Origin of the sequence: Pantoea sp. R13S299 (genome assembly GCF_048515925.1) — a bacterium.
Classification (GTDB): domain Bacteria; phylum Pseudomonadota; class Gammaproteobacteria; order Enterobacterales; family Enterobacteriaceae; genus Pantoea.
This window is the reverse complement of sequence record NZ_JBLYEF010000004.1, coordinates 192,541-207,198: the sequence shown is the minus strand read 5'-3', so window position 1 is coordinate 207,198 and position 14,658 is coordinate 192,541. Positions and strand designations below refer to the sequence as shown.

Genomic DNA, 14,658 nt, shown 5'->3' with positions numbered 1-14,658 from the left:
AGAAGCGCGAGGCGTGCTCGCGCTTAATTATTTCGTGACGGGCATGGCTATTTACAGGTCCATCTGTTGCTGTAAATGCAGCGCGGCAATGGGCTGCCAGATCTCGGTTAATGCACCCTCTTTGCCGGTGAAGGGGTCCTGCGTCGGCAACGGCACTTTTTTCACCTGCTCCTGGGCTATCTTCAGCTTTGCTGGCTCATCGCGCATCGTTTCTGGCGACATGCCACGCGGATAAGCTCCCACCACCATGAAATCTTCGCTGGCGCTGACCTGACGATGGCCGACACCCGCCGGAATCAGCACCGCATCGCCTGCGCGCAGGGTAACCATCCGGCCACTGTCGCCGCCAAACAGCACTTCCGCCCAGCCTTCCGCTACGCCCAGCAGTTCATGGGTGTTGGGGTGATAGTGGGTGTAGGGGTAAATCGGATAGCGCCAGGCTGGCGGCCAGCCGTTTTCTTCGAAGGTTTTCTCAAACCACGTCGCGATCTCCTCCTCTTCCGGCACTACGCGCGGCCAGATAATCAGAGGTAACGGGTTATTCGGCACGCCGCCCGAGGGGATGCCGAGCATAAGATGCTGAGGATTATCAGAGGCCCCGGCCGAGAAGGTTCCCGCAGCAAAGGACATCATTAACATCAGACTGGAGGATGAGGCACGCATACAGGTTCTCCGTTTTTTTCTAAGTGTGGCAAACCTCCGGCACAATGCAATGTGCGCCAGACGACACAATTCAGATAATTGACTGATATTGCTGACTAAAGCCAAATGTGTCGTTAACAATAGTGCAACGATGTGCCTGCGCGGCGATGGGAAGCGGTTCTTACTGCGGCAAAGTGTTGCAAAATGTCACGCGGGCAGGCACGCGCTAAACTGTTATGCAAAAACTGCACAGATCTGTTTCTGATATGCTTGACTGTTATCTGTTGTAATAGCTAACAGATGACAGTGAGGTAACCCATGGACGCTATTAAACAAATCCTGATTGACGAGATCGCCACGCTTAACCGCGAAGAACGTCGCGACAATTTGCCGCGCTTTAGCCTCTCGTTTCTGAAAAACCATCCCGGCCTCTGGGCAGTCATGTACCTCTGCTACGGGCTGTGCGTAGCGCTGATCTTCACCACCGAGATGCTCGGCTGGCCCGCCTTCTGGTTTGCCACCGTGTTTGTGCTGGTGATGAGCGTGCTGATGCTGCTGGATATCAATCCGAAATATCGCTTCGAAGATATCGATGCGCTCGATCTGCGCGTCTGCTACAACGGCGAATGGTATTACGTTCAGCCGGTGCGCGAACAGGCTATTTCCCGGATTCTGTCGCTGCCCGAGACACCGGAACGGGTAAAAACCGGTATCCAGCGTCTGCTGACGCAAAAAGGGGAAGTGGACTTCTATGATGTCTACTACCTGACCTGGGGCCATCAGGAAGCCGCGCGGGTCTAATCGACCTGCGGCTCCGCCATCAACTGACCCAGCGTGGCTATTGCCGCCTCGGCCCGACTATCCCACGGCCAGGCGGTATTCAGCCGAAAACAGTGACTGAACTGCTCCCCTGCCGAAAATAACTGCCCCGGTGCAATACTGATTCCCCGCGCCAGCGCCTGCTGATAGAGCCGGGTGGTATTGATGCTGTCCGGCAACGTCACCCAGAGAAAATAGCCGCCGCGCGCTTCACTGACCGTGGCCTGTGGCGGCAGCACCTTCAGCAACGCCTGACGCACCATCTGCTGTCGCTTCGCCAGAATCTGTCGCAGCCGCTTCAGATGGGTGTCGTAACGCCGCGTGGCCAGAAAATCGGCCAGCGCCAGCTGCATCGGTGCGCTGGTTGAGAGCGTGCTCATCAGCTGTAGCCGCTGAATACGCTGCGCATGTTGCCCTGCCGCGACCCAGCCAACGCGAAATCCCGCCACCAGCGACTTTGAAAATGAGCCACAGTGCAGCACCTTCCCCTGGCGATCCCAGGCTTTTGCCGGCAGCGGCGCCACATCACCTGCCCAGAGTTCGGCATAGACATCATCTTCGATCATCGGCACCTGATAGCGTGCCAGCAGCGCCACCAGTTGCTCTTTGCGTTCCGGAGTTAAGGTCACGCTCAGCGGATTCTGCAACGTCGTCATCAGCCAGCAGGCTTTCACCGGCCAGCGCTGCAGAGCCTCTTCCAGCTGGACGAGATCGATACCCTGCTTTGCATCGACCGGGATCGCCAGCGCCTTGAGCCTGAGCCGCTCTATCGCCTGCAGCGCACCATAAAAACCCGGCTGCTCAATCACCACATAGTCGCCGGGTTCGGTCAGGGATTGCAGACTGAGGTTCAGCGCCTCCAGCGCCCCGCTGGTGATGACAATTTCATCCGGCGACAGGGTAATGCCCTGACGTGCATAGCGCTGCGCCAGCAGCTGTCGCAGCGTGGCGTTGCCGGGCGGCAGATTGTGCAACGCATCGGTTGGGGTGAGATGATGAGAGACGTTCGCCAGCGAGCGCATCAGCTGGCGCTGCGGAAAGAGTGCGGGATCGGGGAACGCGGAGCCAAACGGCACGATAGCGGGATCGCGCGTGGCCTGCAGCACATCAAACACGAAGTCGTTGATATCAACCTGTTCGCTGATCGCCACACTCAGCGGTGCGGGCGCTAAGGCACGCGGTGCCACGTAGTAACCTGACTGCGGACGGGAGACGATCCAGCCCTGACTCTCCAGCAATTCATAGGCATGCAGCACCGTCATCAGGCTGACACCCTGCTGCGCCACCTGCTGACGCAGAGAGGGTAAACGGGTGCCCGGCAGCCAGATGCCGGCCTCGATCTGCTGCTGAATCTCATCCATCAATCGCTGGTATTTCGCCACGGGTCGCCTCTCCCTGTTTAACCGTGAATAGTTAAACTACAAGTCGTTTAACCGCGAGACTTTACCACGACAGGCGACCAATGACAGGTGGCGCGCATCGCTTATCGTTGGCGACCGCACGGACTCCAGGCTGCGTCAGGCGTGTCAGATAGCCACAACGTGCGGCGTCAGCAGCGGGTCGCCGTCAGGGATGAGGCTCACATCCGCCACCGCGTCATCCGTTTCCGCCAGCACAAAGTTAGCCAGCTCCGGCACCCGATCCGGGGGAACCGGCCTGCCCAGCAGATAGCCCTGAAGGGTGTTACAGCCCAGGCTGGTCAGGAAAGCCTGCTGTTCGGCGGTTTCAACACCTTCGGCCACCACTTTCAGTTGCAGCGACTGCGCCAGCGCGACAATCGCCGAGACGATGGTGGCATCTTCTTTCTGATGCTGCAGCTCATTCACAAAGGCCCGGTCAATCTTAAGCTCGCTGGCTGGCAGACGTTTCAGATAGAGCAGGCTGGAGTAGCCGGTGCCGAAGTCATCAATCGAGGCTTTCACCCCCAGCTGAGTCAGCTCGGTGAGAATACGCACGCTCTCATCGGGATCGCGCATCGCGGTGGTTTCTGTCACTTCCAGCGTCAGCAGTTCGGCCGGAATCTGATGTTTTGCCAGCGCATCCACCACCGTCTCCACCAGATTCGATTGCTCAAACTGCAATGCCGACAGGTTGACCGCCACCGACCAGTCCGGATGGCCCTGCAGATGCCACTGGCGCAGCTGGCGACAGGCTTCGTGGATCACCCAGGTGCCGATGTTAATAATCATGCCGGTCTTTTCCGCCATCGGCAGGAATGTATCCGGCGATAGCAGGCCGCGCTTCGGATGTTCCCAGCGCAGCAGCGCCTCAAAACCGAGAATGGGTCCGCGCGGCGCGCAATATTTTGGCTGATAGAACAGGCGCAGTTCATCGTTATCCAGTGCCTGCCAGAGATCGTTGTTCAGCTGAAGCTGGCTCTGCGCCTGAATGTTCATTGAGGGCTGGAAGAAGGTGTAGCCGTTGCGGCCATTATTTTTGGTGTGGTACATCGCCGCATCGGCGTTAAACATCAGCTCGCGCTCATCCACGCCATCGCCGGGATAGACCGCGATGCCGAGACTCAGCGAGACCACCAGCTCATAGCGTGAGATATTAAACGAACGACCCACCGCTTTAACCAGCTTATCGGCGATGGCCGCCGCATCATTGGGATCGTCGATCTCCACCAGCAGTACGAACTCATCACCGCCGAGCCGCGCCAGCGTGTAGTAGCCGTTCATCTGCTGACTCATCCGCTCGGTCACGCCCACCAGCAGCCTGTCGCCAATGTGGTGTCCGAACGCGTCGTTAACCGCCTTAAATCCGTCGAGATCCATAAACATCAGGGCAAACTGCGTCTGCTCACGGTTCGCTTTGTTGATCGCCTGCTCCAGCCGGTCTTCCAGCAGAATGCGGTTTGGCAGGCGCGTCAGGTTGTCGTGTAGCGCCAGCTGTGCCAGCTCGCGATTCGCTTCAGCCAGTGAGCTGGCGAGAATCGAGGTACGCGCCTGCATCCGCGCATCCAGCATCGAGACCAGCAGGGTTATGCCCAGAATCGAGATGGTGACTACCGTGACGAGAATCGCCAGCCAGTTGCTGTTAACGCCCTGACCCACCGAATGACTGTGAGCGGGAAACTCTGCCGCCATCATGCCGGTGTAGTGCATGCCTGCAATCGCACAGCCCATCACTACCGATGCGCCAATGCGCAGCAGAGTGACCCGGCCCGTCTGCCCTTCCCGCAGATTAAACGCCAGCCACAGCGCCGCGCCCGAAGCGGCCAGGGCGATCACGACCGACAGGCCCACCCAGCCCCATTTCCAGGTGATACCCGGCGAGAACATCAGCGCCGCCATACCGGTGTAGTGCATCGCTACGACGCCACTGCCGAGGATCAGCGCACCGCCCGCCAGGCGCGGTAAGGGCAGATCGACACTGCTACAGACCAGCCACAGCGCAAATATCGACGCACAGACCGCGATGGCGGCGGATAAAGCCGTCAGTCCGGAGTTGTAGCTCATGACCATTTCCATGTTCATCGACAGCATGCCGATGAAGTGCATCGCCCAGATGCCGATACCCATGGAGAAACCGCCGCCGAACAGCCAGACCAGCGCGACTTTGCCGGTGGAATGCACCACCCGTCCCGCCATATCCAGGGCAGTAAACGAAGCCAGCATTGCCACCAGGACGGAGACGATGACGATAAAAGAGTCGTATGAGGTCGCTAACATAGTGCATTCCCGCGTGAAGCCGTGCTGGTGGTTGGGCAGAGGTTTTTTAAATTTATACTCTTCGTTATCGGCACGGCGCGGCGGTTAATCAGCCGCGAACCCTGCCTCCTTTCCACTCATTCTGAGTGATGAAATCTATCGTCAGCGTCAGCCCGACAGTGACGCCACCGGCAGTCGCAACAGGGGAAAATTCAACGCATCAACCCGGTCCGCTGGCGTCGGCTTGCCCAGCAGATAACCCTGCAGCGCATCAAAGCCTAAGCTGGTGAGCAAAAGTTGTTGCTCTTCCGTCTCAACGCCTTCCGCCACCATACGCAGATTAAGACTCTGCGCCAGCGTTAGCATGGCGCTGACCACGGTCGCATCTTCGCTGCCCGGTCGCAGACAGTTGATAAAGCTGCGATCGATTTTGAGTTCACTGGCATCCAGATCCTTGAGATGCAGCAGGTTTGCGTAACCAATGCCGAAGTTATCAATGGCGACGCTGACACCCGCCTGCTGCAGTTCACGAATACGCTGCTGGCTGAAAACGGGATCGCGCATCGCGATCGCTTCGGTGATCTCCAGCATCATGGCACTGCCTGGCAACTGATATCGCGCCAGCGTCTGGGTCAGGGTGTCCAGCAAATCACGCTGGTGAAACTGCAACGCGGAAAGGTTCACCGAGACCGTCCAGTCGCTGTGTCCCTGGCTGTGCCAGATCCTCAGCTGTCGGCATGCCTCATCGATCACCCAGTTGCCAAGCGCGACAATCTGGCCGGTTTTTTCGGCGCGCGGCAGAAACAGCTCCGGCGTCAGCAAACCGCGCTGCGGATGCTGCCAGCGCAGCAGCGCTTCGAATCCCATAAGTCGGGTGCCACCGGAACGGAATTTGGGCTGGTAGAACAGCCGCATCTGCTGACGATCGATCGCCTCCCACAGATCATTTGCCAGCTCCAGCTGATGCTGCGTCGCCACTCTCATCTCCGGTTCAAACAGACACCAGCCGTTCCGACCGCTGTGTTTGGTGTGATACATCGCCGCGTCGGCATTCAGCAACAGCTCCTGCCGGTTGCGACCGTGCAGCGGAAATATTGCAATGCCCGCGCTAAGTGAAACGTGCAGCACGTAGCGATCCAGTTCAAATGGCGTGCTGATCACTTTAACCAGTTTTTGCGCCAGCTGACGGGACGGAGTGATATCGCACGCTTCGGCCATCAGCACAAATTCATCGCCACCCAGACGTACCAGCAGCATCGTGTTGCTGAGCTGGCTGCGCAGCCGTTCCGCCACCGCCACCAGCAACCGATCGCCGACGTGATGTCCCCAGGTGTCATTGACCGCTTTGAAGCCATCGAGATCCATGTAGATCACGGCAAAGCGGCTCTCATTGAGCATAGACTGTTTAATCGCCAGATCGAGCTGCTGCTCCAGCATCACCCGATTGGGCAGCGCGGTCAGATTGTCATGCATTGCCAGCTGACGCAGCTCCTGGTTAGCGCGCCGGAGTCGGGTGGCCAGCCGCGCAGCACGCAGCTGCGCATCCAGCATTGAGCTCAGCAGCGTGATGCCCAGAATGATCAGCGTAATCAGCGTCACCCACACCGCCAGCCCCGGATTGCTGACGCCGCCCGGCTGCATCGTGCTGCTCTCGTTGAAGTGGGCTGCTGACATGCCAACATAGTGCATACCGGCGATAGCGATCCCCATCACCAGTGAGGCCAGGCCCCGCATCATCAGCAGATGATGGTCGCCCTGACGCAGATGAAACGCCAGCCACAGCGCCACGCCAGAGGCCACAAACGCAATCAGCACAGAGAGCGCCACCCGCAGCGCATTCCACTCTGGTCGCGGATCAATCAGCAGGGCAACCATGCCGACATAGTGCATGACCACCACCCCCGCGCTGAGGATCAGCGTGCCGCGCAGCAGCCGGTGACGAGTGAGATACAGGCCCCCTACCGTCTGACCAAAGGCGATGATGGATGCCAGGATCGCCACCAGCAGCGAGAGGATCGTCAGCCGCGTGTCATAGCGCATCGTCATCGGCATCATCATCGCCAGCATTCCGATAAAGTGCATTGCCCAGACGCCAATCCCCATTGCCGTGCCGCCCACCAGCAGCCAGAGCCGGGCGCTCCAGCCACGGGATACCGCAACCCGTCCGGCAGTATCCAGGGCGGTAAAAGAGGCAATAAACGCCACGATCAGCGAAACGCAGATCAGAACGCTATCCCAGGTGACTGGCAACATCTGTAGCTCCTCACCACCCGCGCAGAAACGGATGCTGTGTGTAGTCTGATAAATGATCTAAAAACACCCAATGGGTGAAAGTATTTAAATTTCGGTATTTATTTATCCCGAAGGCCCGGCAAAACGCGTTCGCAGACGCTGGCCTTTAAAGACCTGCATCTTATTACCCGTCAGCTGTGCCAGCCGGTAAATCGTTATTATGTCTGATTGGTAAAGGAACATCTCACCGAAACAGAAAGCGTGCCAGATGCCGAAAAAACAAAGGATTCTGCTTTACCGTCTCGCTTATAAGCCTTGCTGTAACTGGGTTATCGGCAAAAGGGGCTATTTGATTAATGAAAAATAATGGGCGGGGCTTCGCGTAACGCTTTAAGTGTTCTATAGTAAGTAAAACTGATATAAATCATCATTCTTAAGTCTAAGATTTTTCTTAAGACAGCGGCACTGCCCGCCTTGTTACTTTTATTTCCTTACTTTGGGTTGAATCGTTAATAAACACCGGGTGAAAAAGCACTGACTCTCGATAATCCGTAAGGAAATATTATGAAACTCAAGCTTTTTCTGTGTGCCGCTGCAGGATTAACTGTCGCAATTCCATCATTAACCCAGGCGGCGACGACCTCGGGAACCATCAATGCCACGTTAACGCTGACCACCGGTTGCCTGGTGAACGGTCAGTCAGCCACGGCGGGCGTCAACTTCGGTACCCTGAACTTTGGTAGCAGCGCCGCTACCTTTGATACCCTGAACGCCACACTGGTCGGTGCGGCGGGCAACGGTATCTTTGTGCGCTGCACCACCGGTCAGGACTACAACGTCGTGGTGACCAGCAGTAATGCTGCGCCAGCCACGATCTATGGCACCGCTTCGACGTCGCCGCGTTATCTGATTCTGGGATCGAATAATGCGCAGGGCATCGCCTATACCCTCTACAGTGATGCCTCTTTCACCACGGCGATCGCCAACAACACACCTATTGCGGCCAGTGGAACGACTGACCCGACGCTGGGCACCAACTACGCCATTTATGGCCGGGTGGTCGGCGGTGGCTTCAACCCCCTGGTCCCTGCCGGAACCTATACCGATACGATTAACGTTGCCGTGAACTACTAACTGCTGTCGCAGGTAAATAAGGGTGGTTCTCTGGCGATCCTGCCTGACGATCGCATGCGGTCTGCCCCTGCTGACAGGGAGTGTCAGCGTCTGGAGTCTGCCCACCAGCACTTTCCAGGTTACCGCTTCAGTGGTGGCAGGCTGCGTGATATCCGGTACCAATACCGGCGTTTTCGGCACGCTTAACTTCGGCACACAGTCTGGCGTGGCGGCAACGACCGCTAACGCCAGCTTTGTGCAGAGCACCTCGATTAATCTTGCCTGCACGCCAGGCACCACGCTGAGCATGAGCATTAATCAGGGCGCCAACTTCACCACGACCCGTAACCTGAAGCTGCCCAATTTCAGTAATACCGTTCCCTATACGCTCTTTAGTAACGCCAGCCGCACCACGGTGATCCCGGTGAATCAGGCGGTGCCGCTGAGCTACAGCAACGCCAATAACATTACGCTGCCGATTTATGGCCAGCTACAACTGCCCGGCACTGCGCGCGCCGGCGTTTATACCGATACGCTGACCGTCACCCTGAGCTGGTGAGGCGATAGAAAACAAGGATATGATCATGAAGCCACTGCGCGCCCTGCTGCTGCTGCTGAGTTCCACCCTGCTCTCTCCGGCCTTCGCCGCTAATTCGGTGATGATCTGGCCCATCGATCCCGCGATTAATCCTGAAGAGAAAGCCAGCGAACTCTGGCTGGAGAATCGCGGCAGCACGACCACCATGATGCAGATCCGCGTTTTCAGCTGGCAGCAGAGCAACGGCCAGGAGCAGTATCAGACCCAGCAGCAGGTGGTCGCCAGCCCGCCGATGGTGCGGATGGAGCCGGGCCAGAAACAGCTGGTCAGGCTGATCAAACAGACGCCGCCCGCCGCCGGGAAAGAGCTGGCCTATCGGGTGGTGCTGGATGAGATCCCGACGCCGCGCACGCCCGGTGAGAATCAGGCCGGACTGACCTTCCAGATGCGCTACTCCGTACCGCTGTTTGTGTATGGCAGCGGGCTGACTACCGACAGCGCCCGTCCGGCTCTGCGCTGGCAGCAGGTCAGTGAGGGCGGCAAGCGCTGGCTGCAGCTGACCAACAGCGGTAACGGTCATGCCCGGCTGAGCAATGTGGCGATCGGCGGTCGCAAAATGGGCGAAGGCTTATACGGTTATGTGCTGGCGGACAGCACTTACCGCTGGCCACTCACCGCGCCGGTCAGCGGCGAACTCACCGCAGAGGTCAACAAGAGCCAGTGGCGCAGCGCTGCCCAGAAATAAGCGCCTGAATGAGACCTTTTTCCCTGCATCCCTGCGCGCTGGCGGTGGCCAGTGTTATATACGCTTTAACGCCGGATCCTGTGCTGGCGGAGACTTACTCATCCCTGCCTCCGCCGCCCAGCCTGCAGACCAGCAGCAGCGGTCAGCAATATATGCTGGAGCTGGTGATTAACCAGCAGGAGAACGGCAACATTGTGCCGGTGGAGCAGCGTGACGGGCATTTCTGGCTGCGCAGTGGCGATCTGCAACGCGCCGGTCTGCCCCTGGATAAGCTGGGCCAGCAGGAGCAGATCGATGTCAGCAGCCTGCAACCCGTCAGCGTGGAGTATGACGCCTCCCGTCAGCGCCTGCTGCTCACCGTGCCGCCGGAGTGGCTGCCCGGTCAGGTGATTGGCGAGACGAAGAACGGGCCACGCTATCCGGGACGCACCAGCAACGGTGCGCTGATCAACTACGACCTCTACGCCAGCCGCACCGATACCACCGGCACCCGGCTTTCCGCCTGGAACGAACTGCGGCTGTTTGGTGATGCCGGACACTTCTCTACCAACGGCGTCTGGCAGCAGCAGCTGGAAGGCAGTACGACATATCAGGACAACGGCTATATTCGCTACGACAGCTGGTGGAGTAACGAAGATGAGAACACAGCGGTGAGCTGGCGGGTCGGCGATCTGGTGACTGACTCGCTGGCCTGGAGCAGCAGCGTGCGGCTCGGCGGCATCCGTGTTGGTCGCGACTTCAGCGTCCGTCCCGATCTGGTGACCTATCCACTGCCCGCCTTTTCCGGCCAGGCTGCCGTGCCCTCCACCGTCGATCTCTTTATCAACGGCTATCGCTCCAGCCAGGCAAACGTGCAACCCGGCCCCTGGTCGATGACCAATGTGCCGTTCGTTAACGGCGCGGGTGACGCGGTGATCACCACCACCGATGCGGTGGGCCGACGCGTCACTACCACCATGCCGTTTTACGTCTCCAGCAATCTGCTGAAATCGGGGCTATCGGATTATGCTTTCTCTGCTGGCGCGATTCGCGAGAACTACGGCATTAAGAACTTCGATTATGGTGAGGCCGCCGCCAGCGGGTCGTATCGCTATGGCCTGAACGACTGGCTGACGCTGGAGAGTCACGCCGAAGGCAGCGAAAGCCTGGCGATGGGCGGGCTGGGAGGTCAGCTGCGCGTTGCCAGCTGGGGCGTGGTCAATGGCGCGGTGGCGCAAAGTCAGCTCGATGGCAAAAGCGGCAGGCAATACAGCTGGGGCTATCAGTACAACAACCGCTGGTTCAACATCGGCACGCAGCAGACCCAGCGCAGCAGCGACTTCGGCAATCTGGCGCTGGTCGGCAGCCGTGCCGGTAGCCAGGCGGATAGCCGCTATGCGCTGTCACGCCGCAGTGCGCAGTATAGCGCCAGCGTCTCACTGAACCGCTTTGGCAGCGTCGGTGCCGCGTTCATTGATATCACCGACGGTCAGGGCGACCGCACCCGCCTGTGGAACCTCTCATGGAGTAAAAACCTGTGGGGCAACAGCAGCCTCTATGTCTCCGCCAGTCGCGATCAGGAGGAGAAGAGCTGGACCGGTGCCATCTCGCTGGTGATCCCGTTTGGCGAACAGGGCAGCGCAGCCATCAGCACCGAACGCGATCAGCGCGGTCGCGACAGCCAGCGCATCTATGCTTCCAGCGCCATGCCCAGCGACGGCGGGTTCGCCTGGGATGCCTCATGGGCGAATCAGAGCGGTGACAGCGGCGATTACCGTCAGGGCAGTCTGCGCTATCGCAACAACCAGATCGATACCTCGGGCGGTTTCTATGGCGACGATGACAACCTGACTCAGTGGGCCGATCTCTCGGGCGCGCTGGTGTTAATGGACAACAGCGTCTTTGCCGCCAACGCCATCAACGACGCCTTTGTGCTGGTAAAAACCGGTTACCCCGACGTGAACGTGCGCTATGAAAACCAGTCGATGGGACGCACCAATCAACAGGGCTATCTGCTGGTGCCCGCCATCAGCAGCTACTATCCGGCCAAATATGATATCGATACCCTCGACCTGCCCGCAGATATGACCACACCTCGTGTTGAGCAGCGCTTTGCGGTGAAACGTCAGAGCGGCTACCTGCTCAACTTCCCGGTGGAGAAACTGCGCTCAGCCAGCGTGATTCTGGTCGATACGCAGGGCCAGCCGCTGCCGGTCTCAAGCCTGGTGCAGCGTCCTGATCATGCGACGGAGTATGTCGGCTGGGATGGCATCGTCTGGATGGAAGATCTCACCGCCAGTAACCCGATGGAGGTGGTGACGCCCGATGGTCGCCGCTGCGAAATCGAACTGCGCATCGCCAGCGGTCAGCCGCAGGCGCTGAAAACCTATGGCCCGCTGACCTGTGCGCTGCCCGCGCCCGCCGCAGGCAGCGCCAAATCTCAGGCCGAATCTTTTACGTCCGGAACCCAACCATGATGAAATCGCTGATACTGACTGGCCTGTTGCTGCTGCTCCCGTCGCTGAGTTACGCCGCCTGTACCCTGCCCGCCTCCACCGCCAGCTTTGGTTCGGTCACAACGTTTGTGGCGAATACCACGGTCAGCTCGGTCACCACCAACGCCAACGTCAACTGTGGCTCGGGATCGGCGCTGTCGCTGCTCGGTAATAACCAGATAACGTTTCAGCTGACCGGCGCGACCAATGTCAGCGGCACGCGTGGCATCCTGAAGCGCAGCGGTGATACCGGCAGCGATAATGTGCCGGTGCGGCTCTGCACCGACTCTGCCTGTGCCAGCGAACTGACGGTTGGCGGCACGCCATTTGTTTATGGGTCACAAACGCTGATTAACCTGGCGGGTCTGCTGGGCAGCCTCAACTTCGCGATTCCGGTCTATCTGCGCACCGTGCCCGGTCAGGTGGTGGCTGCCGGAACCTATCAGGTGACGCTGAATATGGCCGTAACCTACCGTGTCTGCACCAGCGTCAGCGTAGGTAACCTCTGTTTAAGCGAGCAGAACGGCAGCGGCGTGATCCCGATTAACATCACCGTTATCCTCACCAACGATTGCACCACGATTACCGCGCCCAATATCAGCTTTGGCAGCGCACCGCTGGTGGGCAGCTTCTCCGCCGTTTCGCAGACCATCAACGTGCTGTGCAGCAAAGGCAGCACCTACACCGTCGGGCTTAGCAATGGCAGTTATCCGGTGGGCAGCGTCAGGAACATGGCGAGCGGAGCGAATCGGCTGAGCTATGAGATTTATAAAGACACCACCAGCAATCGCTGGGGATCGGCAGGCACGGAACGCTGGAGCAGTACCACCTCGACGGCGGTATCCACGGATGGACTGACGCGCGGTTTTAACTACACCGCGCGCGTCCTGACCACTCAGAACACGCCGCCTGCGGGAAACTACAGCGACAGCGTGGTGGTCGATTTGTCGTTTTAGAGTGAGGCGCTGACCGTCGTCGTGCCGTTATGACGCAACCGGTACTGTTTCACCATCCGGCCAATCAGCAGCGTGCCAATCAGTCCGCAGACGGCAGCAAAGGTGAGCCAGACGCCCGGCATCGCTTTGTCACCAGTAGCGTGGATCAGGTAGCTGGAGATCGCGGGCGTGAAGCCACCAAACAGCGCTGTCGCCAGGCTATAGGCCATGGAGAAGCCGGCAGCGCGCACCTCAGCCGGCATAATCTCTGCCAGATAAACCACCATCGCACCGTTGTAGCTGGCATAGAGGAACGACAACCACAGTTCCGCCTCCAGCAGGTGGGCGAAGCTGGCCGAACCCACCATCCAGTGCAGCACCGGCCAGGTGGTGACAATCATCAGCAGGGTAAAGCCAATCAGCAGCGGACGGCGTCCGACGCGGTCCGACAGCGCGCCCATCAGTGGCAGCCAGAAGAGGTTGGAAACACCAACGCAGAGCGTCACCATAAAGGCCTGCTTGTCGCTCATCATCAACACGGTTTTACCAAAGGTCGGGGTAAAAGCAGTGATCATGTAGAACATCACCGTGGTAGTGACCACCATCAGCATCCCCGCCAGCACCAGTGCCCAGTTACTGGCGACCGACCGCATGATTTCCGTCATGCTCGGATGATGTTTACGTTTGCTGAACGCTTCAGTCTCTTCCAGCATCCGGCGGATATAGAACAGGAACGGCACAATCAGGCAGCCGACCACAAACGGGATACGCCAGCCCCACTCTGTCACCGCCTCTTTCGCCAGCAGATGATTCAGCATCAGCCCCAGCAGAGCAGCAAAGATCACCGCAATCTGCTGACTGCCTGACTGCCAGCTCACGAAGAAGCCTTTGCGTCCTTCAGGCGCGACTTCGGCCAGATAGACCGACACGCCACCCAATTCAACACCCGCCGAGAAGCCCTGCAACAGTCGTCCCAGCAGGATCAGAATCGGCGCCGCCACGCCCAGCGTGGCATAGCCCGGCACCACCGCAATAGTCAGAGTACCAATCGCCATCAGGCCCAGCGTCAGCAGCAGGCCTTTACGACGACCATGATGGTCGATGTAGGCACCCAGGATGATCGCCCCCAGCGGGCGCATCAGGAAGCCGGCACCAAAGGTCATCAGGGTCAGCATCAGGGAGGCAAACGGGTCATCACCGGGGAAGAAGGTTTTGGAAATGGCGGTCGCGTAGTAGCCGAACACCATAAAATCGTACATCTCCAGGAAGTTACCACTGGTGACGGTGAAGATAGTTCGGGCAGCACTTTTCGGCGGCTTTTGTAAAGACGGGCTGTGACTCATAACGGCTTCCTGTTGTTTTTTAGCCGTTTTAGCCTGCCTGTGGCGGGATTAATGTGACCTGAGTCACCATTGCACTTTACAAATCTGTGTACATAAGTAACAACCAATTAACAATTCAATTCAAGCAGCATAAATGATCCGCCTGGCCGCCGATCTGCCTGATT

Annotated in this window: 11 protein-coding genes; 6 read left to right on the top strand and 5 right to left on the bottom strand. The window is 58.7% G+C overall.

Annotation, left to right across the window (positions count from 1 at the left end):
* Positions 1 to 51 precede the first annotated feature (51 nt).
* Positions 52 to 663 carry a cupin domain-containing protein gene (locus ACN1CO_RS18005; protein ID WP_419140129.1) on the bottom strand — a complete coding sequence of 204 codons (612 nt, stop codon included), beginning with the start codon at positions 661 to 663 and terminating at the stop codon, positions 52 to 54.
* A 297-nt stretch (positions 664 to 960) separates the two neighbouring features.
* Here ACN1CO_RS18005 and ACN1CO_RS18000 point away from each other — a divergent pair, with 297 nt between their 5' ends.
* Positions 961 to 1,443 carry a YlaC family protein gene (locus tag ACN1CO_RS18000; protein ID WP_136197976.1) on the top strand — a complete coding sequence of 161 codons (483 nt, stop codon included), beginning with the start codon at positions 961 to 963 and terminating at the stop codon, positions 1,441 to 1,443.
* Here ACN1CO_RS18000 and ACN1CO_RS17995 read toward each other — a convergent pair.
* The 3 genes from ACN1CO_RS17995 to ACN1CO_RS17985 all read right to left on the bottom strand — a co-directional run bounded on the left by ACN1CO_RS17995 (position 1,440) and on the right by ACN1CO_RS17985 (position 7,367).
* Positions 1,440 to 2,843: a PLP-dependent aminotransferase family protein gene (locus ACN1CO_RS17995; protein WP_419140128.1), complete on the bottom strand. Its 1,404-nt coding sequence runs from the start codon at positions 2,841 to 2,843 to the stop codon at positions 1,440 to 1,442. The two genes, ACN1CO_RS18000 and ACN1CO_RS17995, sit on opposite strands and share 4 nt — an antisense overlap.
* A 144-nt stretch (positions 2,844 to 2,987) precedes the next feature.
* Positions 2,988 to 5,135: a putative bifunctional diguanylate cyclase/phosphodiesterase gene (locus tag ACN1CO_RS17990; protein ID WP_419140127.1), complete on the bottom strand. Its 2,148-nt coding sequence runs from the start codon at positions 5,133 to 5,135 to the stop codon at positions 2,988 to 2,990.
* Between the two features lie 147 nt (positions 5,136 to 5,282).
* Entirely contained in the window at positions 5,283 to 7,367 is a 2,085-nt protein-coding gene (locus ACN1CO_RS17985; RefSeq protein ID WP_419140126.1) for a putative bifunctional diguanylate cyclase/phosphodiesterase, read from the bottom strand.
* A 543-nt stretch (positions 7,368 to 7,910) separates the two neighbouring features.
* Here ACN1CO_RS17985 and ACN1CO_RS17980 point away from each other — a divergent pair.
* Genes ACN1CO_RS17980 through ACN1CO_RS17960 form a run of 5 tightly spaced genes read left to right on the top strand, consistent with a single transcriptional unit; the run spans position 7,911 to position 13,172 of the window.
* Positions 7,911 to 8,480 (top strand): spore coat protein U domain-containing protein, encoded by a 570-nt coding sequence (locus tag ACN1CO_RS17980; RefSeq protein WP_419140125.1) that lies wholly within the window; start codon positions 7,911 to 7,913, stop codon positions 8,478 to 8,480.
* 22 nt (positions 8,481 to 8,502) lie between these two features.
* Positions 8,503 to 9,018, top strand: a complete 516-nt coding sequence (locus ACN1CO_RS17975) for a spore coat U domain-containing protein (protein WP_419140124.1) — start codon at positions 8,503 to 8,505, stop codon at positions 9,016 to 9,018.
* 25 nt (positions 9,019 to 9,043) lie between these two features.
* Positions 9,044 to 9,742 (top strand): molecular chaperone, encoded by a 699-nt coding sequence (locus tag ACN1CO_RS17970; RefSeq protein ID WP_419140123.1) that lies wholly within the window; start codon positions 9,044 to 9,046, stop codon positions 9,740 to 9,742.
* 8 nt (positions 9,743 to 9,750) lie between these two features.
* Positions 9,751 to 12,198 (top strand): fimbria/pilus outer membrane usher protein, encoded by a 2,448-nt coding sequence (locus ACN1CO_RS17965; protein ID WP_419140122.1) that lies wholly within the window; start codon positions 9,751 to 9,753, stop codon positions 12,196 to 12,198.
* Entirely contained in the window at positions 12,195 to 13,172 is a 978-nt protein-coding gene (locus ACN1CO_RS17960) for a spore coat U domain-containing protein (RefSeq protein WP_419140121.1), read from the top strand. Before ACN1CO_RS17965 ends, ACN1CO_RS17960 begins: the two co-directional genes overlap by 4 nt.
* Here ACN1CO_RS17960 and ACN1CO_RS17955 read toward each other — a convergent pair.
* Positions 13,169 to 14,494, bottom strand: coding sequence for an MFS transporter (locus ACN1CO_RS17955; RefSeq protein WP_419140120.1), 1,326 nt, complete (start codon positions 14,492 to 14,494; stop codon positions 13,169 to 13,171). The genes ACN1CO_RS17960 and ACN1CO_RS17955 overlap by 4 nt on opposite strands.
* Positions 14,495 to 14,658 lie beyond the last annotated feature (164 nt).